The sequence below is a fragment of the Halobacillus kuroshimensis DSM 18393 genome, assembly GCF_000425705.1.
In the GTDB taxonomy this organism is placed as follows: domain Bacteria; phylum Bacillota; class Bacilli; order Bacillales; family Halobacillaceae; genus Halobacillus; species Halobacillus kuroshimensis.
On record NZ_AUDY01000011.1, the window covers coordinates 215,001 to 235,735 of the forward strand.

The window sequence follows — 20,735 nt, forward strand, 5'->3', positions numbered from 1 at the left end:
CAGGTGGGAGGCAAGCTTGCTGTATTTGGTGGAAAGCCTGTACGTCATTCGTTTCTCCCTTATGGAAGTCAGTGGATATCCAAGGAAGATAAAGAAGCTGTGGAAAGGGTTTTGAGCAGTCCCTATTTAACGACAGGACCTGCCGTAGCCAGCTTTGAAAGAAAAACAGCCGCTTATACAGGGGCCGCCTATGCGGTTTCCTTTTCCAGTGGCACGGCAGCGCTGCATGCCGCTTGTTTTACTGCCGGCATCGGGAAAGGGGACGAAGTCATCACCTCCCCTCTCACCTTTGCTGCCAGTGCCAACTGTGTCTTGTACTGCGGAGGCACGCCGGTTTTTGCTGATGTAGACCCCCGCACATATCTGATTACACCGGAAAGTATCGAAGCCGCTGTTACCGAGCGGACGAAAGCGGTCATTCCTGTAGATTTCACCGGACAGCCGGCTGATTATGAAGCCATCAGAAAAGTGGCGGACAAATACAATCTGCTTATCATCGAAGACGCCGCTCATGCGCTGGGGGCTTCCTATCGCGCACAGAAAGTCGGAGCTCTCAGTGATATGACGATGTTCAGCTTTCACCCCGTGAAACCAGTGACCACCGGAGAAGGTGGCATCATTACGACGAATGATGAGAACTGGTACAAAACGCTTCTTCAATTCCGTACTCATGGCATTACGAAGCATGCCGCTGATTTTATACAAGAACGCGCGCCGTGGGAGTATGAAATGCAGTTTCTCGGATTCAACTATCGGATGACCGATCTGCAGGCAGCTCTTGGGGAAAGCCAGCTGGACCGGCTGGATACGTTCACCTCAATGAGGGAAGCTTATGCGGATTATTACAACAACGCCTTCAGGACCGTGAAGGGTGTAACGATCCCTTATCAGGAACAGGGCCGGCGTTCGAGCTGGCACTTGTATATCCTTAAGCTTGATGAGGAGATGATTGACCGTCGGAAAGAGATTTTTGAGGCATTGACAGCGGAGAACATCGGGGTGAACGTCCATTACATGCCGGTATATGAACAGCCGTACTATCAGAAAAACGGCTTTGATCAGGTCAGCTGCCCAACCGCAGAAAAGCTGTATCAGCAATTCCTCACCCTCCCGCTTTTTCCCGCGATGGGCCAACAGGATCTGGATGATGTGATCGAAGCTGTCCGGAAGGTTTTGGATTATTACCGGGATGGGGCGGGCTCATGAGAGCAGCCATCCGTGTCGACGCATCGGTCCAGTGGGGGACCGGGCATATGATGCGCTGTCTGACCTTGGCGGAAGATCTTCGTGACCGTGGAGCCCATGTATTTTTCATATGCCGAAGCTGCCCGGAAAGTCTTGTGCAGGTGGCTGTGAACCAGTCTTTTTCTGTGTATAGGCTTGAGGACAACGGAGAATTTTCTTATAAAAAGGATGCAGACCAGACGAAGGAGCTGCTTCAATCATGGGGGCTCATCGACTGGCTGATTGTCGACCATTACCAACTGGACGCCAGTTGGGAGGAAGAGGTGCGGCCGTTGGTGAAAGGACTGATGGTCATTGATGATCTGGCTGACCGCCGGCATGCCTGTGATGTACTGTTGGACCAAAATGTCTGCAGCAATCTTCATAAACGGTATACTGATTTGATTCCTTCGTCAGCTGTCCGTCTTCTCGGACCGGACTATCTTCTTTTAAGAAAGGAATTTCTTCAGGCAGGTAAGGGGCGTAGTGGAAACATCAATCATCTTCTGATCAGCTTCGGAGGCAGCGATCCTTCCGGTCAGACGTTGAAAGCGATCGAAGCTGTCCAGCATATGACAGATCTGACTGTGACCATCGTTGTCGGTGGAGCGAACGAGAAGGAGGCGGTCATTCGGAAATACGTGTCCCGGTTTCCACACATGACTCTTCACGTGCAGACCAGTCAAATGGCACGGCTGATGGAAGAGGCTGACCTCGTCATAGGAGCTGGCGGCTCATCCATCTGGGAGTGCTGCTATATGAATCTTCCAGTGATTGTCATTCAAACAGCTGCCAATCAGGCCGCCACCATCGCTGCTTTGAAAGAGAGAAAAGCCGTTTGCTATGTGGGAAAGGGTATGGATGTGCAGGTGGACCGGTTGAAAAGGGCTGTTGAAAAGCTTGTCTACAACCCAGCCACCGCCCGGGAAATGGCCGGTCGATTTTCTCAAATCATGGATGGGTACCGCCCAGGACGTGCGGCAGCTTGTTTAATTAACTGGAATAACTCTCCTGACTTACCGGGGAGGAAGAAGGGATAAGGTTCCCCCATGGAATTCAGCATTCAAGGCCGTCGCATCGGGAGCGGTCATCCACCATTCATCATTGCGGAGATGTCAGGCAATCATAATCAATCGCTGACGAGAGCCCTTACCATGGTCGACCATGCCGCCGCATGCGGGGTGGATGCTTTGAAAATACAAACGTATAAACCGGAGACGATGACGCTCTCCAGCAACCAGCCGGATTTTGTGATTAAGGATGAACAAAGCCAATGGGATGGAAAAAAGCTTTATGACTTGTATGAGGAAGCGAAAACCCCGTGGGAATGGCATGAGAAGGTGTTCAGCAGATGCCGGGAAGCGGGGATTATTGGTTTCAGCACCCCTTTTGATGAATCAGCAGTAGATTTCCTGGAAGCGTGTCACGTTCCGTTATATAAGATATCCTCCTTTGAGAATACAGACCTCTCCTTAATTGAAAAAGTGGTGAAAACAGGGAAACCGGTCATCATCTCCACCGGAATGGCGTCCTTAAGTGAGGTGGAGGATATGGTGAAAACGGTAAGGGACAGTGGAGGCAGCCAATTTGTCCTGCTGAAGTGCACAAGCACCTATCCGGCACCTCCCGCTCACTCCAACATCAGCACAATTCCACATATGGCGCAGACATTTTCCTGCCCTGTGGGCCTCTCCGACCACACGCTCGGCATCGGGGCGGCCGTTGGAAGTGTGGCCCTGGGCGCGTCCGTCATAGAAAAGCATTTCGTGCTGGATCGGTCTGAAGGAGGCGTAGATGCTTCTTTTTCTCTGGAGCCCTCAGAAATGAAACAGCTGGTACAAGAATCGAAAAACGTGTGGCAGGCAATGGGGAGGATCTCTTATGGAGATACTCCGGAAGACGAAAGAGCGAGAAATTACCGAAGGTCTCTTTATATTTCGAAGGATGTAAAGAAAGGGGAGACATTTACAGACGAGAATATTCGAGCGGTCCGCCCGGGCTACGGCCTGCTCCCGAAATACAAAAGCGTCTTCCTTGGGAAGCGGGCGCCGTTTGCCATCTCCAAAGGCACCCCGCTGAGCTGGAATATGCTTACGGGAAGGCGGAATGATGTATGAACGTTGTGGCTGTCATCCAAGCGAGAATGGGCTCCACGCGCCTGCCTGGGAAAGTGCTGAAAATGGCAGCGGGAAAACCTCTCCTGCAGTACCAGATTGAACGTGTCCAACGGGCGTCCTGTATCGATCAGCTTGTCGTGAGTACGACTGTTCAATCTGGTGATGATGCGATTGAACACTTGTGCAGCCAGCTTGGAACGGCCTGCTTCAGAGGATCGGAAAAGGATGTATTGGAACGCTTTTACTTGACGGCCTCCCACTATCAGGCAGACGTTGTGATCCGGCTTACCGGGGACTGTCCTCTGATGGACCCTGCCGTTGTTGATGAGGTTACCGCTCTCTTTCACCATCACTATCCGAAATATCCGTATGTATCCAATACAAAAATTCGTACGTATCCAAGAGGAATGGACATCGAAGTATTTACATTCGAAGCTCTCTATCATTCTCACTTGATTGCAGATGACAGCTACACACGTGAGCATGTGACAGCAAAAATGATCCGCGATACCCGCCTGTTCAAACACAATCATCTCTTGTATAAGAGGGATGAAAGCAGACACCGATGGACGGTGGACACTATAGAAGATTTCCAGCTGGTTGCAAAGATCCTTGAACATCTCTACCCACAAAATCCCCGTTTTACTTTGGAGGACGCGCTCGCTTTGTTGGACGCCCACCCCGAATGGACGGAAATCAACCATCATATCCAGCAGAAAAAAGGAGGAGGATGATGATTGAATTCGAGAGATTGAAAGAATCCCATCTCGATCTGGTGTTACAGTGGAGAACCTCCTCATTTGTAACACGGTACATGTATACAGATATACAGCCGGACCGAGGCAGACACCAGGCCTGGTTCGAATCGGTCTCCCAATCCGACACGGACCTCTACTGGGTGGCTGCGATCGATGCAGTGCCTGTCGGTGTGCTTTCTCTAAGTGACATCCATGCTGTCCATAAACGGGCCGTTTTCGGTTATTACATAGGTGAGGAAAAATACCGGATCTATGGTGGAATCCTTCCTCTCTATCTATATAACCACGTTTTCAGCAATCTTTCTTTGAATAAGCTGACAGCAGAGGTGATGGAGGGGAACGACAAGGTTGTGAAGCTCAATACCTTCCATGGATTTCGTATGGTCGGTACACGTAAAGATCATGTGATCAAGCATGGAAAAAGCCATGACGTCCACCTGATGGAGCTTCTGAAATCCGACTGGGAGAAGAAAAGCAGGCTCTTTAAAAAATATACCGCACCTTTTTGCTAAGAAGGAGGAGGAGACGTGCAGGATAAATTGATCGTGATTGTTAACGACATGTGTAAAGATAATGGCCTGCCACCCTTGAAGCGCCTGGATGCCGACCAGCATCTCAGGGATGATTTGAACATGGACTCCTTGATGCTCGCTGAACTGACGGTCCGGGTGGAGAGTGAATTCGGCGTGGATATCTTTGAGGATGGCCTTGTTGAAACGATGGGAGACGTCATCAGGAAAATCGAAGGGCATCAGGGTCCATGAAGAATCTTTTCCTTGCTTCCAAAGGACATCAGTATACGTACGAGGAGCTCTTTAGGGATGTGGGCAGCAGGAAAATGGCGTGTTCCAGGATTTTTGTGAAAGGGAACCACCCGTATCAGATTTTCGCAGCGATCGTCCATAGTCTGTGGCTCGATTATCCGGTAGAGCTGTTGGACGGAGATTTTTCTGATGAAGAATTGAAAAGGATGGGGATCCAAGCCTCTGACCTCCAGCCGGCTTTGTTGGACGGTCTTCCTGAGCATCCCCCGTCTCATGAGGAAGTAACGGCCCGTCTTCATCCAAAAAACTGGACCTTGTCCCTATATACGTCAGGAACAACCGGACGTCCGAAAAAAGTCACTCATCGGTATGAATCGTTAACACGGCAGGTGAAAACCGGCAGCCAATGGAAGGACCATGTGTGGGGGTTTGCCTATAACCCTACACACATGGCCGGTCTGCAGGTCTTCTTTCAAGCCTTCTGCAATAAAAATCCAATGATCTATGTGTTCAATGAAGAGCAGAAACGGCTGCCTGATTTGATTGAGCCATATCAAATCACGCATCTGTCCGCTACCGCTACCTACTATCGCAATATTTTTCCCAGGCTTCAGTCGAAGACCTATCCGTGCGTCAGGCGGATCACATTTGGCGGCGAAGGCTTTGATGACCGATTGTCGGAGAAGATGAAGCAGGTTTTCCCCCATGCCCAGATCAGGAATGTGTATGCCTCGACAGAAGCAGGGAGTGTATTTGCTGGAAACGGCCGCACCTTTACCATACCCTCCTCCATAAAAGACTTGGTGAAAATCAATGAAAACCAGGAACTGCTCATCCATCAGTCGCTGGTCGGTACAATGGAAAACGCAGAGGTCGGCAGCGAATGGCTGAATACCGGAGATGTTGTACAGAAAGTCGGGGCAGATGAATTCGCTTTTGTATCCAGAAATTCTGATTTTATTAATGTCGGGGGGTACAGGGTGAATCCGTTGGAAGTCGAAGCTGTGCTGACAGCGGTCCCGGGAGTGGCGGATGCGTTGGTGAAAGGGAAGAAAAATAGTGTAACAGGAAACCTCCTTACCGCTGATATCGTGAAGGAGGCAGACGCTGAAGAGGATGAAGTGAAGAAAGCGGTCCGGGAGCACGCCTCACGCACCCTGCAGCCGTGGAAAGTACCGAGGATCCTGGCGTTTGTCGAAGACATTCCGAAAACGCGCACAGGAAAGAAGGTCAGAGAATGAAGTGGATCATTGTCACCGGTGAATCCAGAGGAGTGGGAAAGGCTATTGCCAGAGAAATCTTAATGGAAGGAACGTATGGGGTCATCGGCATCAGCCGATCGAAAGGTGCCGAAGTCGAAGATCTGAAGCAGCTGGGAGGGGAACACTTTGTCCACCTTACCTACGATTTAGAAAACGTGGAAGGGATCAAATCGTTATACCTGCAGCAGCTGAAACGGCTCGGGGTCATTCATGGGTTTGTGAACAATTCCGCATGGGCCTATGATGACATTATTTCCAACCTCCGCGTCGATCCGCTTGAGAAGATGTTCCGAATCAACGTCCTGAGTCCCATGCACCTGACCAAATATGTGATTCGGGATATGCTTTTGAACAAAACGGAAGGATCGATCGTGCACATCTCTTCCATCAGTGCCCACACCGGATACAAAGGATTAAGCATGTACGCGTCTACAAAAGGGGCCATCGAAGCGTTCTCGAAAAATACGGCGCGGGAATGGGGGGCACGGGGCATCCGTTCCAACTGCGTGATCCCCGGGTTTATGAATACAGCCATGAGTGCTTCCTTAACGGACGAACAGAAGGAGAGAATTTACAGAAGAAATGCGATGAAGAAAGAAACCGCGATGGCCAGTGTCGTACGCACCGTTCTTTTTCTTTTATCCGATCAGTCCTCTTCGATCACGGGAACAGGTATACATGTAGATAATGGAACGATATAAAAAACCGCAGATCCCCTGGATCTGCGGTTTTTTGGCTGGGGCTGCTAAACCCATAAGTAAGCTCCAGCTGAATGCTGGAGCCTCCGCCACCTATACCTATACAAACGTTCGTCTCTTATGTTCTTTTATATCTCTACTTCAGATGGCTCAAACTAAAGATACCATATAAAGGGGGATAAGTTAACTAAATTGTCGGAAAAAATCATAGGTCTTTAAGTTCATTTTATTACTTATATAATCTTTTTTAACTTTTGTTGAAAAGGGAGAAGACCCTTCAATTCCTGATATACCCATCGGCTTCTTTCTTTGTTCCATAGATAGGGATATAGTATAGTGGAAATGAGCGTGATAATTCTGAAAAATAGTGCGTCAGGGAGGAAGGGGTACATCAAATGTCTCAGCAAACGTTTCTCTATCAGCCGAAAGTAACCGAGGTACTTAACAATATTAGAAAAGTGATGATTGGAAAGGAAGAAGCAGCGCTTTTGAGCGTTGTGGCCCTTCTGGCAAAGGGGCATGTTCTGCTTGAGGATGTTCCTGGAGTAGGGAAGACGATGCTTGTCAAAACGCTTGCGAAATCCTTGGATTGTGATTTTAAGAGAATTCAATTTACACCGGATCTGCTGCCTTCAGATGTGACTGGTGTTTCCATTTATAACCCGAAGACATTGGAGTTCGAGTTCCGTCCAGGCCCCATTCTCGGAAACATCGTTCTGGCCGATGAAATCAACCGGACGTCGCCGAAGACGCAGTCCGCCCTGTTGGAAGGGATGGAGGAGACGAGCATTACCGTGGATGGGAGTACAGTCCAGCTCGGAGAGCCTTTCTTTGTCATGGCAACCCAGAACCCTATCGAATATGAAGGAACCTACCCGCTGCCGGAAGCACAGCTGGATCGTTTTCTTTTGAAAATGGAAATGGGCTATCCTACACCGAAGCAGGAGATGGAAATGCTTGCCCGTACGTCAAACAGTCATCCGATTGAAGAAATCTCAGCTGTGATATCAAGAGAAGAACTGGTGGGGCTTCAAAAGGAAACCGCCCAGGTCTATGTGGACCGCTCCGTCCATCGTTATATCGTAGACCTTGTTACAGGAACACGTCACCATGAAGGAGTCTACTTAGGCGTGAGTCCGAGGGGATCGATTTCTTTGATGAAAGCGGCCAAAGCCTATGCGTTTGTCCATGATCGCGATTATGTGCTTCCGGACGATGTGCAGTTCATGGCTCCGTATGTGCTCGGCCACCGGATGATTTTAACGTCCGAAGCGAGGTTTGAAGGGAAGACGTCCGCCTCTATCATTGAGGAGCTTCTCACGGCTACTTCGATTCCGGTGAAAAGGACGACCGGGGAATGAAGCAGACGTTCAGCCTTGCCGGCAAAGGGGCTGTCGTCGTTCTGTTGTTTACGGCCCTGTTCTCGTATGCGATGTTTCAAGGCGGATTTGTCAGCTGGTTTCTTTTTTATGCGTTTCTCCCGTTCCTTCTTTATATGATCGGTGTTCTCGTATACCCGATCCGGAAATGGGAGGTTGAGCACCAGTTGTCCAGGCGTTATGCCCTTGGCGGGGAAACGGTGGAAGTGGAGGTGACGCTGAAGCGGCGGTTCCCATTCCCGGTTTATTACTGTGTAATTGAAGAATATCTTCCGCCATCCTTGAAAAAGGTGGATGAACACTTGGAGAAATACAAGGATATGACGAAAACAGAAATGTATCATGAACAGCGGAATATCAAGAAAGTCGTTTTTCCGTGGTTCAGCCGGCGGATTTCGTACCGCTACGAACTTCAAAAGGTCCCGCGCGGTGCCCATGCCTTCAAGGCAATCCGTGTGAAAACGGGTGACTTCTTCGGATTTGTAAAAAAAGAACAGGTGTACAAGCATACGAATGAACTTCTCGTGTTCCCATACGTACGCCCGGTAAAAATGAAGGACCGGGTCTACAGCTTTGAGCAGGGAACAAGTCCTTCTTTTAAACTCAATGAGAAAAATACCAATATCGTCACCGGTGTCCGGGAATACATGCCGGGTGACCGCTTTGCCTGGGTGGATTGGAAAACGACGGCGAAGAAAAACGAAATGATGACAAAAGAGTTCGAACAGGAAAAAAGTGTGGAGATGCTGATGATCTTAAATACGGGCGCCCATTCGGATATGGACATTTTGAGCTTTGAAGGAGCGGTCGAATTTTCAGCGTCGCTTGTGAAGGAGTTTCACCAGCAGTCTTCCCCGCTGTCATTCATGACGCTTGGTGAGGACCGCCGGTATTTCCCTTATCACCAGGATCCGGCCCGCCAGCAGCAGATCCAGGGACATCTGGCCCGGGTAAGGCCGGTGGGGCAGCAGCCGTTTGCCAGTCAGCTTGAGCGCGAACGCCCCTCTGTGCCAAGCGGTGTTCTCTTGATGGTTGTCAGCCATGAGCTGGACCGGGATGTCCAGGCAGCGCTTTCGAAATTGGCGAAGAAAAGCAAGCGGCTCGTCTTTTTTTATGTACGCCCGCATGAACGGATGACCTTTCAGGATCACCAGCTGATCAAGCAGTTGAAAAGCCGTGGTGTGGTGGTCAATCTCTTATCCGAAGAGCAGATGACACAAAAGGAATTCGAGGTGAACACGTAATGCAGGATCGTCATTCCACCGTTTACCGGATGATTCTCTACGGCATCGGTTTTCTTTTGTTCTGTGAATGGCTCCGGCCGCTTGAAATGATTTCCCAGACGGATGACGTCCGGATTTTCTTTATCTTTGCGGCGTTCTGTTTTTTTGTTTCCTTTTTACAAGTCCCCTGGTATCTATCGATGCCGTTAAAAGGACTGGGTGTGGCATTTATTCTGGACGGACTGTACATCGGGGAACTGATCTTTTCCCCGGGGTGGTTCGCCGTTCTTACCGAGCAGGTCACCTTTAATATTCAGATGATCAGTGGTCAGGAATGGTGGCAGATGACGCCGCTTTTCCGCAGCCTGCTGTTCCTGATTTTACTGTGGCTTATGAGCTACCTTCTTTATTACTGGTTCGTAGTTGCGCGCCGCATGTTCTTTTTCGTGCTTCTTACGATTCTTTTCGTTGCCGTTGTTGATACATTTACGGTTTATGATGGCAGCTGGGCGATTATACGGACCTTCGTGATCGGGATGGCGGCGCTCGGACTGTCGAGCTTTGCGAAAGAAATGGATAAGGAATCCATTGTATTCAAAGGGCTTCATAAAGCCAAGGTGTGGCTTTTCCCCTTGATTGGAGTCATTTTGTTTTCTTCCGCAGCGGCTTATGCGTCTCCCAAGTTTGCTCCACAGTGGCCGGATCCGGTTCCATATTTGGAAAGTGCCGCAGGAGGGACAGGGTCCGGAGGGGGGCGGACAATCCAGAAGGTCGGGTATGGCGAGGATGACAGCCAGCTCGGCGGATCGTTTGTGCAGGATGATACGCCGATCTTCACGGCGACCATTGATGGGGACCGCTACTGGCGGATTGAATCGAAGGATACGTATACAGGAAAAGGCTGGACGGATACGCTGGAGCAGCCGGTCATGACGACAGACCCTTTTGATATTCCATTCTCCACGTTCACTGAAGAAGTGGAAACGGAAACGCAGACAGCGCAGATTGAAATGACAAGGTTCGCTTCGTTTAGAAAACTGGTTTATCCCTACGGTCTTACCTCCGTCGGGAATTTAGAAGGGGAGTTCAACCTCCGCGTCCACAGTAACACGGGGGAGATGGATACGTACCAGGGGGATGCTCCTGCGAAAATCAGTACAGCTGAATTGACGTATGAGTTTCCTTCTTTTGAGTACAGCCAGCTCCGTGAATCCGGGAATAATGATCCACAGGAAATCAGGGATCAATACCTGCAGCTTCCAGAGAATCTGCCGGAGCGCGTCCGCAATCTGGCTTCCCAGATTGTCGAGGGAGAGGACAACCGGTATGATCAGGCAAAGGCCGTGGAGCGTTACTTTTCAGCCAACGGCTTTGAATATTCAACGACGGATGTCCCGGTTCCAGGCGATGACGAAGACTATGTCGATCAATTTTTGTTTGAATCACAGATTGGATACTGTGACAACTACTCGACGTCCATGGTTGTCCTTCTCCGCTCAGAAGGGATCCCGGCCCGCTGGGTCAAAGGCTTTACAGGCGGTGAGCGGATCGATTCCGTGGAAAATGAAGAAGGAGACGGAGTCCAGAACGTGTATGAAGTTACGAGTGGAAATGCGCACTCCTGGGTGGAAGTGTACTTTCCCGACGTAGGCTGGGTTCCTTTTGAACCGACACAGGGCTTCAGTAACAACGCTGATTTTTACACGGATGTCGATGTGGAGGAGACCGAAGAAGATCCGGCAGCAGGTGCTGCAGATGATACGCAGGATGAAACGATGGGGAATCCTCAGCAGGTGGAGGAAGAAGATGAAGCCTCTGGAAATGCGGATGCAGCCTCTTCTTCTGGATCGACGACCTTTACGGCAGTCCTGACAGGTACCGTTCTTTTGGCCGCTGGGATTCTGCTTTATGTCACCCGCTACCGCTGGATGGCCGCGCTTCTGATCCGCCGCTACCGCCGTAGTGAAGACGAAGAGACGTATGAAAAGGCCTACCACTTCCTTTTGAAAGTACTGAATCATAAAGGGTTGAAACGGAAGCCTGATCAAACACTCCGTGATTACGCCTTGAAAGTGGACCAGCATTTTCAATCCAATGAAATGCGGCGGTTGACGAGTAATTATGAGCGTGTGATTTATGGGAATGAATCCCAGAAGACCCAGTGGCAGAAAGTAACGGAATTATGGGAAAATTTAATTAAAAAGACATTGTCTTGATTCCTTGCAAGACGGTTGATAGAATAAGTGAAAATTATCAGATAGAATTCTTCCTTCGTATATCCTCGGGAATAAGGCCCGAAAGTCTCTACCGGGGCACCGTAAATGCCCTGACTATGAAGGTGGGAGTCACATGACATGTCTTGACATGGATGGATTTCTGCCTTCGTTGTATGCTGCATACAAGAGGCAGGAGTCCATTTTTTTATGGAACGGGAAGAGAGAAACAGGCAGGACCAATCTTGGTACAGGGAGTGGAACGTATATGGAAAACGTACAAGGGATGATTCTCGTACTCGACTTTGGAAGTCAGTACAACCAGTTGATCACACGAAGAATCCGCGAATTCGGTGTGTACAGCGAGCTGCATTCACACAAGATGAGCATAGAGAAAATCAAGGAGCTGAATCCGAGCGGCATTATCCTTTCCGGTGGGCCGAACAGCGTATATGGAGAAAACAGCTTCCGCTGTGATGAGCAGATTTTTGAACTGGGTATTCCGGTGCTCGGCATCTGTTACGGCATGCAGTTGATGACCCACCATTTTAATGGGAAAGTGGAACGGGCCAAGGAACGCGAATACGGCAAAGCCGACATTCACATTACAGAGGACCCAGTCTTGTTCCGCAAGACACCAAAAGAACAGGCCGTATGGATGAGTCACAGTGACAAAGTAATCGAAGCTCCTGAAGGTTTCCGTGTGGATGCGACGAGCCGTTCCTGTCCTGTAGCTGCCATCAGCCACGAGGATGCAAAAATGTACGGCGTCCAGTTCCACCCGGAGGTCCGCCATTCAGAATATGGGAATGATCTTCTTCGCAGCTTCGTTTTCGACGTCTGCGATGCGAAGGACGACTGGACGATGGAACACGTCGTTGAAATGGAAGTGGAAAAAATCCGTGAGCAGGTAGGTGACCGTAAAGTACTCTGCGCGTTGAGCGGTGGTGTTGACTCTTCTGTTGTAGCTGCGTTGATCCATAAGGCGATCGGAGATCAGCTGACGTGTATTTTCGTCGACCACGGACTGCTTCGTAAGAACGAAGCCGATGACGTCATGCGCACGCTTGGCGACGGCTTCAACATGAACATTATTAAAATTGATGCCAAAGAGCGGTTCATGAGCAAACTTGACGGTGTATCCGATCCGGAAAGAAAGCGGAAGATCATCGGCAATGAGTTCATTTATGTGTTTGATGATGAAGCAGAAAAGCTGAAGGACATTGACTTCCTTGCCCAGGGTACACTGTATACCGACATTATTGAAAGTGGAACAGAAACCGCTCAGACGATCAAATCCCACCATAATGTCGGCGGTCTTCCGGAGGATATGGAATTCCAGTTGATCGAACCTTTGAATACGCTGTTCAAGGATGAAGTACGTGCGCTGGGCACGGAGCTTGGTGTACCTGAACATATCGTCTGGCGTCAGCCGTTCCCCGGCCCGGGTCTTGCTATCCGGGTTCTAGGAGAAGTGACAGAGGAAAAACTGGAAATCGTTCGTGAATCTGACTTCGTCCTTCGTGATGAAATTAAAAAGGCCGGGCTGGACCGTGACATCTGGCAGTATTTCACTGTGCTGCCTGATATCCGATCGGTCGGAGTCATGGGAGATGAGCGCACCTACGACTATACGATCGGGATCCGTGCTGTTACGTCCATTGATGGCATGACATCAGACTGGGCCCGCATACCATGGGACGTGCTGGAGAAAATATCGACACGTATCGTGAATGAAGTCGATCATATCAACCGCGTCGTGTATGACGTGACAAGTAAGCCGCCTGCAACGATTGAATGGGAATAATCGAACGTTAAAGGGTTTTTGTTGATTATTGTTCGGAAATAGTGTTGACAGTTCTTGTCGAACGATGTAAGATAAAGACAATTCAATAACGCATCACCTTCGTATAATTTTGGGGATAAGGCCCATGAGTTTCTACCAGACCGCCGTAAATTGGTCTGACTACGCTGGTGAATGGGCGCCTGCCTGTACGCATTTGCAGACGTCCGTTTATCCTCGTATCTACAGACACTCCTGGATTTTATCCAGGGGTGTCTTTTTTTGTGGGAGACGGGTCAACATAAAAATAAAGAGACCCAATAAGAAAGGCGACGGAAGACAAAAGGGGAGGATTTACAAATGAGTAAGTTTTTTAAGTTTAAGGAAATGGGAACGAGCTATCGGATTGAATTCATGGCGGGTCTGACAACGTTTCTCGCTATGGCCTACATTTTGTTCGTCAACCCGTCCACGCTTGCACTGGACGGCATTGAGGCTCTGCCTGAAGGGGTCACTCGTATTGATAAGGGAGCCGTATTCACCGCTACAGCCGTAGCAGCCGCGGTGGGTACATTGATTATGGGATTGTTTGCGAAGTATCCGATTGCTCTTGCACCCGGTATGGGACTGAACGCATTCTTTGCGTATACGGTTGTGCTCGGCTTTGGTATTCCATGGGAAACAGCGCTCGCCGGCGTACTTGCTTCTGGACTTATTTTTATTGTGTTAACGGTAACCGGCCTGCGGACGATGATCATTGATGCCATCCCGGGAAACCTTAAGCTCGCTGTCGGAGCGGGGATCGGGCTGTTCATCGCGTTTATCGGCTTTCAAAACGCCGGGATCGTACAGAACAGTGACGCGACACTGGTTCAGCTGGGCGATTTGACCGCCGGACCGACGCTTCTCGCTGTTTTCGGAATCATTGTCAGTGTCATCCTGCTTGCTGTCGGATTGAAGGGCGGCATTTTCTATGGGATGGTGCTGACGTCATTGATGGGGATTCTCACGGGCTTGATTGATCCACCGTCTGGTCTTGGCGGCATTGTCAGTCCAGCGCCGAGTGTGGCACCGACGTTTGGTGCAGCGTTGACACACTTTGGGGATATTTTCACGATCCAGATGCTCGTAGTCATCCTGACGTTCCTTTTCGTCGATTTCTTTGATACGGCCGGTACACTTGTCGCTGTAGCCACCCAGGCCGGGTTTATGAAGGATAACAAACTGCCGCGGGCCAACCGTGCGCTGTTCTCCGATTCCGCCGCTACGGTCGTCGGAGCAGTCGTCGGGACTTCGACGACGACGTCCTACATTGAATCCACCGCGGGTGTCGGAGCAGGTGGACGAACAGGCTTTGCTTCTGTCGTGACGGCAGGATTTTTCCTGCTTGCCCTGTTCTTCTCTCCGCTTCTCGCTGTTGTAACTGCTGAAGTTACCGCACCTGCTTTGATCATTGTCGGAGTGCTGATGGCGTCCACCTTGAAGAGCATTGACTGGGATGAGTTTGAAATTGCCGTCCCTGCCTTCTTTACGATTGCAGCTATGCCATTGACGTACAGCATTGCCACTGGGATTGCCATCGGCTTTATCTTCTATCCGATTACGATGATCTTAAAAGGACGATCCAAAGAAATTCATCCGATCATGTATTTCCTTTTTGTCATTTTCGTCTTATATTTCATTTTCCTTGCATAAGGATGTCTATGAAAAGAGTGCTGCACTCTTGGATGACTTCCCCGTCAAGGTATAAAAAAACCGGCTGCCTTCTGTCAGGCGCCGGTTTTATTCATCCTCCAGGTGGCGGATGGTGATCGGTTTCTGTCTTGATGAATCAGGGATGTAGCGGTGAAGCTGGACGACCAGCAGTCCGTGTCTGTAGGTGGCTTCTATCTTGTCATGCCGGACGGGGTAGGGGAGGTCGATGGAACGTTCAAATGTACCGTCGGCAATTTCTGCTTTGATCTGATGACCGCCCCGGTTGTTGATTTCAATTTTTCCTTTCAATGTCAACGTGGCGTGGTCGACGAGAACATCGACATTTTTCGGGTGGTCCATGCCGGGAATGTTGACGAAACAAAGCAGCTCATTATCGTATTGATAAATGTTGACAGCCGGTATGGCAGGCTTCATCATCCCTTCAAAGCCGCCCCAGAATTCCTGGCCGAAGAAACGGTCGAAGTTTCCTTTCCAATCCTTGAACTGGTCCATCAGCATGCACCTCCAAGATTTGTCTGTAATTGCGGTGAAAAGCGGTTGTGCCCCTTTATTCTCATGGTTTATAGTGTATGCAAGAGAAGCGGTCCGGGTGACAGATTTTTACTTTATCCCGGCAAAGGAGGCTGTCTGTATTGTTTGAAAACCCACTTGTACTCATCGCCATCATATTAGCGGTGAACATCGTTTATGTATCCTTTTTTACCCTTCGTATGATTTTCACATTAAAAGGACAGCGGTATTTCGCAGCGTTTATCGGAATGTTTGAAATCGTCACGTACATTTACGGACTGGGCATCGTGCTTGACCGCCTGGACCAGATTGAAAACGTTATTGCCTATGCTGTCGGTTACGGTACAGGGGTGATTGTCGGTATGAAGATTGAAGAGAAGCTCGCCCTCGGGTATATTACAGTTAACGTCATCTCCTCGAACCCGGATATCGAATTTACCCGTCAGCTCCGTGATAAAGGGTACGGGGTGACGAGCTGGTACGCGTACGGCATGGAGGGAGACCGTCTGGCAATGCAGATTCTGACTCCGCGAAAGTATGAACTCAGTTTATATGAAACCATCCGTACGATTGACCCAAAAGCCTTCATTGTTGCGTATGAACCAAAGCAGATTCACGGGGGCTTCTGGGTGAAGTCTGTAAAGAGAGGAAAGATCCGCGATGCCCAAAAAGAACAGCAGGAACAGCAAAATGCGTTTTGAAGTGCAGGAAAATGAAACGATCGATGATTGTCTCGACCGCATGAAGAAACAAGGCTATATGCCTGTCCGCCGCATGGAAGAGCCGGTTTTCCGTGAAGAAATCCGAAACGGGGAAAAAGTCATGGAGCCTGTAGGAAAAACGATCGTATTTCAAGCGGTTAAACAGTAAAACCGAACGATTCGTTAATTATAAAATGTCATTGTTCGACAATGGCGTTGACAGCCAAAAGTGATTCTTGATATGATAAATACAGAATTGCATAGACGACCTCATATAAGGCGGGGATATGGCCCGCACGTCTCTACCTGGGAACCGTAAAGTCCCGGACTATGAGGGGAGTTATGTCAGCGGCGCCCGGCCGGCCTTGGCCGACGTATGCCTGTTCGACTCCTCTCATTGATTGAGCGGTCGGGCAGGCTTTTTTTATGTTACTTCACAAAGAAACGAGGGAGAGCGCATGGCTGAAGTTGGGATCATTATGGGAAGTATTTCGGACTGGGATACGATGCAGGAAGCCTGCAGCGTCCTGGATGAACTGGCCGTTGATTACGAAAAGGAAATCATATCCGCCCACCGGACACCGGAAGATATGTTTGAATACAGTGAAACCGCCCGGCAGAAAGGGCTGAAGGTCATTATTGCCGGCGCAGGGGGAGCCGCCCATCTGCCTGGAATGGTCGCTTCTAAAACGACGCTCCCTGTCATCGGGGTACCGGTTGAATCAAAATCGCTTCAAGGCATGGATTCACTTCTTTCCATTGTCCAGATGCCCGGCGGCGTTCCAGTAGCCACCGTCTCGATTGGAAAGGCCGGGGCTAAGAACGCCGGGCTTCTCGCCGCTCAAATGCTCGGCGCTTTTGATAAAGAAACAGCTGGACGGCTGGAGGAGTACCGCAGCCGGATGAAGGAGAAAGTCGGAAATATGAGGAGGGAGCTCGATGAATATTAATGTCATCCGTCCAGGTCAGACGATCGGAATCCTCGGAGGCGGCCAGCTTGGAAAAATGATGGCGCTCGCTGCCAGGCATATGGGGTACCGGATTGCTGTGCTTGATCCATCCGAAGACTGCCCATGTGCACCGGTGGCCGACCATCATATTGTAGCTGCCTATGATGACTTTGAAGCAGCAGAGCGGTTGAATACAATCAGCCAGGTGGTCACCTACGAATTTGAAAATGTGGACGCCGGTGTTTCCCGTTTTTTTGCTGAAGCAGACAAGCTTCCCCAGGGCACGCTTGCCCTCGAGGTGACACAGAATCGTGAGAAAGAGAAGGCCTTTGCTGTAGACGCCGGCCTTGCTGTACCGGAATACCGTATCGTCCATACGTCGGAAGAAGCCGGTCAGGCCGTCGAAGAGATTGGATATCCGGCAGTTATGAAAACGATCAGCGGCGGCTATGACGGCAGAGGTCAGCTGAAACTCGAACAGGAGTCAGATCTTGAGAATCTCTCTTCTTTTCTGAAAGAAGGCGGCACGTATATCGTGGAACAGTGGATTCCTTTCGATCTTGAAATCTCCCAGGTTTTCACCCGCGGACAGGATGGAAGTATCGTTTATTTCCCTCTTGCAGAAAATATCCATAGACAGCAGATTCTCCATGAAACCCGGGTTCCGGCACAGGTGTCGGACGTTGTCCTTGATAAAGCGAAAGCCGCCGTTGAGGCCCTGGCCGAACGTATCGGCGTTGTCGGGACGTTTGCTGTGGAAATGTTCGTCAGCGGCGATGATATCTATATCAACGAAATGGCGCCGCGTCCGCATAACTCCGGACACTACACGATTGAAGCGTGCAGTGTCTCGCAATTCGAACAGCATATCCGTGCCATCTGTGGACTGCCGCTGCTGCCGGTACATACTTTTGGCGCAGCCGTGATGATCAATGTCCTCGGAAAACACCGCGGCATTCTCAATGACCGGATTGAATACTATACAGGCTGCCACCTGCATGACTACGGGAAAAAAGAAGCCCGGACCACACGCAAGATGGGGCACCTGACCTTCATCAGTGACACACTCGAAGAGATCGATGAACGCATCGAACAAAATCAGATCCATTATTGGTAGGAGGAAGACTATGATTGAACGTTATACACGCCCGGAAATGGGAGCCATCTGGACGGAAGAAAATCGTTATCAGGCCTGGCTTGAAGTTGAACTGTTGGCTTGTGAGGCATGGAGTGAGCTTGGCATCATTCCCAAGGGAGATGTCGAAAAGCTGCGCGAAAAAGCATCCTTCTCCATCGACCGCATACATGAAATCGAACAGGAAACGCGACATGATGTTGTAGCCTTTACGCGTGCCGTTTCCGAAACGGTCGGAGAAGAACGCAAATGGGTCCATTACGGACTGACCTCTACGGACGTTGTCGACACCGCATTGTCCTATCAACTGAAGCAGGCGAACGAAATCATCCGCCGCGACTTGGTCAACTTCATTGATATTCTTGGTGAAAAAGCACAGGAACATAAACACACCGTCATGATGGGCCGTACACACGGGGTCCATGCAGAGCCGACGACATTCGGCTTGAAGATGGCGCTTTATTATGAAGAAATGAAGCGTAACCTTGAGCGTCTCGACCTGGCGATCAAACAGATCGAAGTCGGAAAGCTCTCCGGTGCGGTCGGTACGTATGCCAACATCGATCCTTTTGTCGAAGAGTACGTCTGTGAAAAGCTTGGACTGGCTGCTGCTCCTGTCTCCACGCAGACATTGCAGCGGGACCGCCACGCCCATTACGTGTCCACCCTGGCTTTGATTGCTACATCTATGGAAAAAATCGCTGTAGAAATCCGCGGCCTTCAGAAGACGGAAACGCGCGAAGTGGAAGAGTATTTCGCGAAAGGACAGAAAGGTTCCTCTGCGATGCCCCACAAACGGAACCCGATCGGTTCGGAAAACATGACAGGGATGGCCCGCGTACTGCGTGGAGAAATGATGACCGCGTTTGAAAATGTGCCGCTCTGGCATGAACGGGATATCTCCCACTCTTCTGCCGAACGGATCATTCTTCCGGATGCGACCATTGCCCTGAACTATATGCTGAACCGTTTTGGCAGGCTCGTGAAAAACTTGACGGTCTTCCCGGAGCGTATGCAGGAGAATATGGAGAAAACCTACGGGTTGATTTTCTCCCAGCGTGTGCTGCTTACCCTTATTGACGAAGGCATGGTGCGTGAGGAAGCTTACGATCTTGTGCAGCCGAAGGCGATGGAAGCCTGGGAAGAGGGCATTCCGTTCCGTGAGCTGATCGAAGCGGATGAGAAGATCACGTCGACGCTTTCCTCAGAGCAGCTGGATGCCTGCTTTGACTATAAGCACCATCTCAAACAGGTGGACCGTATTTTCGATCGTATTGGTTTGTAATCATCAAGGACCTGCGGATGCAGGTCCTTCCCTAACAATCCTTAACAAGTGAGGTGCTGCTTTTATGAAAGGTTCCCTTTTATATGAAGGAAAAGCGAAGCGTGTGTACCATACCGACGATCCTGAACAGTTGATTTTATCCTATAAAGATGATGCGACCGCCTTTAATGGAAAGAAAAAGGAGTCGTTCCCCGGCAAAGGCCGTCTGAACAACCTGATTACCTCAAAAGTCTTTCAATCCTTACATCAACAACACATCAAGACCCACTTCATTCAAGCTTTAAACGAAACCGAGCAGCTCGTCTACAAGACAGACATCGTTCCGCTCGAAGTCGTTGTCCGCAATAAAGCCGCAGGCAGCATCACCCGCCGCCTCGGTATCTCTGAACAGACACTCTTTCAACCACCCATTCTTGAACTCTTTTATAAAAATGATGAACTGAATGATCCGCTGATCAATGATGTCCACGCCTATCATTTGACGGGGATTCGTGAACAGGACCTCACCTTGATCAAGGAACAGGCGCTTCTCATTAATGAGCATCTGAGCAGCATTTTTCAGAAAGCTGGTCTTGAGCTGATCGATTTTAAACTGGAATTCGGTTTTCTCTCTGATGGCCGTCTCGTCCTCTCTGATGAAATTTCCCCGGATACGTGCAGGCTCTGGGACTTGGAAACAGGCACAAAAATGGATAAGGACGTCTTTCGTGAAGGAATTGGCAGTTTGACAGATACGTATGAACGGATTTTACAACGACTGGAGGAGAGCGTATGCGCAAAGTAAAGATTCACATTACGTTGAAAGAAGGGGTCCTGGACCCGCAGGGCAAGGCCGTTCAGCATTCCTTGAAATCACTGGAGTACAATAACGTTCACGACGTCCGTGTCGGTAAATATATGGAGGTTCTCGTTGATGATAAGGAAGATTTGGAAGCCGAAATCGACAAGATGTGTGATCAGCTTCTCGCCAATCCGGTCATTGAGAACTATACGTATACGATAGAGGAGGCTGGCTGA

General features: G+C 49.8%; 21 protein-coding genes and 3 riboswitches. Of the genes, 20 read left to right on the top strand and 1 reads right to left on the bottom strand.

Features of this window, described 5'->3' with window-relative positions; genetic code table 11:
* The first annotated feature begins 3 nt into the window (after positions 1–3).
* The 13 genes from pseC to H615_RS0113855 all read left to right on the top strand — a co-directional run bounded on the left by pseC (position 4) and on the right by H615_RS0113855 (position 15,116).
* Positions 4–1,206 (top strand): UDP-4-amino-4,6-dideoxy-N-acetyl-beta-L-altrosamine transaminase, encoded by a 1,203-nt coding sequence (gene pseC / locus H615_RS0113795; protein WP_027955700.1) that lies wholly within the window; start codon positions 4–6, stop codon positions 1,204–1,206.
* Positions 1,203–2,264 carry a UDP-2,4-diacetamido-2,4,6-trideoxy-beta-L-altropyranose hydrolase gene (gene pseG, locus H615_RS21390; RefSeq protein WP_051254714.1) on the top strand — a complete coding sequence of 354 codons (1,062 nt, stop codon included), beginning with the start codon at positions 1,203–1,205 and terminating at the stop codon, positions 2,262–2,264. Before pseC ends, pseG begins: the two co-directional genes overlap by 4 nt.
* 9 nt (positions 2,265–2,273) lie before the next feature.
* A complete protein-coding gene (gene pseI / locus H615_RS0113805) occupies positions 2,274–3,341 on the top strand; it encodes a pseudaminic acid synthase (protein ID WP_027955701.1) in 1,068 nt (355 codons plus the stop codon).
* Positions 3,338–4,075, top strand: coding sequence for a cytidylyltransferase domain-containing protein (locus H615_RS0113810; RefSeq protein ID WP_027955702.1), 738 nt, complete (start codon positions 3,338–3,340; stop codon positions 4,073–4,075). The genes pseI and H615_RS0113810 overlap by 4 nt, the downstream gene beginning before the upstream one ends.
* Positions 4,075–4,611, top strand: a complete 537-nt coding sequence (gene pseH / locus H615_RS0113815) for a UDP-4-amino-4,6-dideoxy-N-acetyl-beta-L-altrosamine N-acetyltransferase (protein ID WP_027955703.1) — start codon at positions 4,075–4,077, stop codon at positions 4,609–4,611. Before H615_RS0113810 ends, pseH begins: the two co-directional genes overlap by 1 nt.
* 15 nt (positions 4,612–4,626) lie before the next feature.
* A complete protein-coding gene (locus tag H615_RS0113820) occupies positions 4,627–4,863 on the top strand; it encodes an acyl carrier protein (RefSeq protein WP_027955704.1) in 237 nt (78 codons plus the stop codon).
* On the top strand, positions 4,860–6,104 hold the full coding sequence (locus tag H615_RS0113825) for a class I adenylate-forming enzyme family protein (RefSeq protein ID WP_027955705.1): 1,245 nt from the start codon (positions 4,860–4,862) through the stop codon (positions 6,102–6,104). The genes H615_RS0113820 and H615_RS0113825 overlap by 4 nt, the downstream gene beginning before the upstream one ends.
* Positions 6,101–6,826, top strand: a complete 726-nt coding sequence (locus tag H615_RS0113830; RefSeq protein WP_027955706.1) for an SDR family NAD(P)-dependent oxidoreductase — start codon at positions 6,101–6,103, stop codon at positions 6,824–6,826. The genes H615_RS0113825 and H615_RS0113830 overlap by 4 nt, the downstream gene beginning before the upstream one ends.
* A gap of 392 nt (positions 6,827–7,218) precedes the next feature.
* A complete protein-coding gene (locus H615_RS0113835; protein ID WP_027955707.1) occupies positions 7,219–8,184 on the top strand; it encodes an AAA family ATPase in 966 nt (321 codons plus the stop codon).
* Complete coding sequence (locus H615_RS0113840; RefSeq protein WP_027955708.1) at positions 8,181–9,446, top strand: DUF58 domain-containing protein; 1,266 nt, start codon at positions 8,181–8,183, stop codon at positions 9,444–9,446. The genes H615_RS0113835 and H615_RS0113840 overlap by 4 nt, the downstream gene beginning before the upstream one ends.
* Positions 9,446–11,641 carry a DUF4129 domain-containing transglutaminase family protein gene (locus tag H615_RS0113845; RefSeq protein WP_027955709.1) on the top strand — a complete coding sequence of 732 codons (2,196 nt, stop codon included), beginning with the start codon at positions 9,446–9,448 and terminating at the stop codon, positions 11,639–11,641. Before H615_RS0113840 ends, H615_RS0113845 begins: the two co-directional genes overlap by 1 nt.
* Positions 11,642–11,676: 35 nt before the next feature.
* Positions 11,677–11,778, top strand: a riboswitch (purine riboswitch).
* A 128-nt stretch (positions 11,779–11,906) separates the two neighbouring features.
* A complete protein-coding gene (gene guaA / locus H615_RS0113850) occupies positions 11,907–13,445 on the top strand; it encodes a glutamine-hydrolyzing GMP synthase (protein WP_027955710.1) in 1,539 nt (512 codons plus the stop codon).
* Positions 13,446–13,524: 79 nt separating this feature from the next.
* Positions 13,525–13,627: riboswitch (purine riboswitch) on the top strand.
* A gap of 154 nt (positions 13,628–13,781) precedes the next feature.
* Entirely contained in the window at positions 13,782–15,116 is a 1,335-nt protein-coding gene (locus H615_RS0113855; RefSeq protein WP_027955711.1) for an NCS2 family permease, read from the top strand.
* Between the two features lie 87 nt (positions 15,117–15,203).
* Here H615_RS0113855 and H615_RS0113860 read toward each other — a convergent pair whose 3' ends face one another.
* Entirely contained in the window at positions 15,204–15,629 is a 426-nt protein-coding gene (locus H615_RS0113860) for an Hsp20/alpha crystallin family protein (RefSeq protein ID WP_027955712.1), read from the bottom strand.
* A gap of 140 nt (positions 15,630–15,769) precedes the next feature.
* On the opposite strand from H615_RS0113860, the gene H615_RS0113865 reads away from it, so the two are divergent.
* The 7 genes from H615_RS0113865 (at position 15,770) to purS (ending at position 20,735) form a co-directional block, all read left to right on the top strand.
* Positions 15,770–16,348, top strand: a complete 579-nt coding sequence (locus H615_RS0113865) for a DUF2179 domain-containing protein (RefSeq protein ID WP_027955713.1) — start codon at positions 15,770–15,772, stop codon at positions 16,346–16,348.
* Positions 16,308–16,517, top strand: coding sequence for an NETI motif-containing protein (locus H615_RS0113870; RefSeq protein ID WP_027955714.1), 210 nt, complete (start codon positions 16,308–16,310; stop codon positions 16,515–16,517). Before H615_RS0113865 ends, H615_RS0113870 begins: the two co-directional genes overlap by 41 nt.
* A gap of 81 nt (positions 16,518–16,598) precedes the next feature.
* Positions 16,599–16,699: riboswitch (purine riboswitch) on the top strand.
* A gap of 107 nt (positions 16,700–16,806) precedes the next feature.
* Positions 16,807–17,298: a 5-(carboxyamino)imidazole ribonucleotide mutase gene (gene purE / locus H615_RS0113875; protein ID WP_027955715.1), complete on the top strand. Its 492-nt coding sequence runs from the start codon at positions 16,807–16,809 to the stop codon at positions 17,296–17,298.
* Positions 17,288–18,415 (top strand): 5-(carboxyamino)imidazole ribonucleotide synthase, encoded by a 1,128-nt coding sequence (purK, locus tag H615_RS0113880; protein ID WP_027955716.1) that lies wholly within the window; start codon positions 17,288–17,290, stop codon positions 18,413–18,415. Before purE ends, purK begins: the two co-directional genes overlap by 11 nt.
* A gap of 10 nt (positions 18,416–18,425) precedes the next feature.
* The gene (gene purB, locus H615_RS0113885) at positions 18,426–19,718 is read left to right on the top strand and encodes an adenylosuccinate lyase (protein WP_027955717.1); all 1,293 of its coding nucleotides are present in this window, start codon (positions 18,426–18,428) and stop codon (positions 19,716–19,718) included.
* A gap of 64 nt (positions 19,719–19,782) precedes the next feature.
* Positions 19,783–20,502, top strand: a complete 720-nt coding sequence (gene purC / locus H615_RS0113890) for a phosphoribosylaminoimidazolesuccinocarboxamide synthase (RefSeq protein ID WP_027955718.1) — start codon at positions 19,783–19,785, stop codon at positions 20,500–20,502.
* Entirely contained in the window at positions 20,490–20,735 is a 246-nt protein-coding gene (gene purS / locus H615_RS0113895) for a phosphoribosylformylglycinamidine synthase subunit PurS (RefSeq protein WP_027955719.1), read from the top strand. Before purC ends, purS begins: the two co-directional genes overlap by 13 nt.

Coding starts and splice junctions, on each gene's coding strand:
- pseG (WP_051254714.1), top strand. CDS start 1,203: ATGAGAGCAGCCATCCGTGTCGACGCATCGGTCCAGTGGGGGACCGGG.
- pseI (WP_027955701.1), top strand. CDS start 2,274: ATGGAATTCAGCATTCAAGGCCGTCGCATCGGGAGCGGTCATCCACCA.
- H615_RS0113810 (WP_027955702.1), top strand. CDS start 3,338: ATGAACGTTGTGGCTGTCATCCAAGCGAGAATGGGCTCCACGCGCCTG.
- pseH (WP_027955703.1), top strand. CDS start 4,075: ATGATTGAATTCGAGAGATTGAAAGAATCCCATCTCGATCTGGTGTTA.
- H615_RS0113825 (WP_027955705.1), top strand. CDS start 4,860: ATGAAGAATCTTTTCCTTGCTTCCAAAGGACATCAGTATACGTACGAG.
- H615_RS0113830 (WP_027955706.1), top strand. CDS start 6,101: ATGAAGTGGATCATTGTCACCGGTGAATCCAGAGGAGTGGGAAAGGCT.
- H615_RS0113835 (WP_027955707.1), top strand. CDS start 7,219: ATGTCTCAGCAAACGTTTCTCTATCAGCCGAAAGTAACCGAGGTACTT.
- H615_RS0113840 (WP_027955708.1), top strand. CDS start 8,181: ATGAAGCAGACGTTCAGCCTTGCCGGCAAAGGGGCTGTCGTCGTTCTG.
- H615_RS0113845 (WP_027955709.1), top strand. CDS start 9,446: ATGCAGGATCGTCATTCCACCGTTTACCGGATGATTCTCTACGGCATC.
- guaA (WP_027955710.1), top strand. CDS start 11,907: ATGGAAAACGTACAAGGGATGATTCTCGTACTCGACTTTGGAAGTCAG.
- H615_RS0113855 (WP_027955711.1), top strand. CDS start 13,782: ATGAGTAAGTTTTTTAAGTTTAAGGAAATGGGAACGAGCTATCGGATT.
- H615_RS0113860 (WP_027955712.1), bottom strand. CDS start 15,629: ATGGACCAGTTCAAGGATTGGAAAGGAAACTTCGACCGTTTCTTCGGC.
- H615_RS0113870 (WP_027955714.1), top strand. CDS start 16,308: ATGCCCAAAAAGAACAGCAGGAACAGCAAAATGCGTTTTGAAGTGCAG.
- purE (WP_027955715.1), top strand. CDS start 16,807: ATGGCTGAAGTTGGGATCATTATGGGAAGTATTTCGGACTGGGATACG.
- purK (WP_027955716.1), top strand. CDS start 17,288: ATGAATATTAATGTCATCCGTCCAGGTCAGACGATCGGAATCCTCGGA.
- purB (WP_027955717.1), top strand. CDS start 18,426: ATGATTGAACGTTATACACGCCCGGAAATGGGAGCCATCTGGACGGAA.
- purC (WP_027955718.1), top strand. CDS start 19,783: ATGAAAGGTTCCCTTTTATATGAAGGAAAAGCGAAGCGTGTGTACCAT.
- purS (WP_027955719.1), top strand. CDS start 20,490: ATGCGCAAAGTAAAGATTCACATTACGTTGAAAGAAGGGGTCCTGGAC.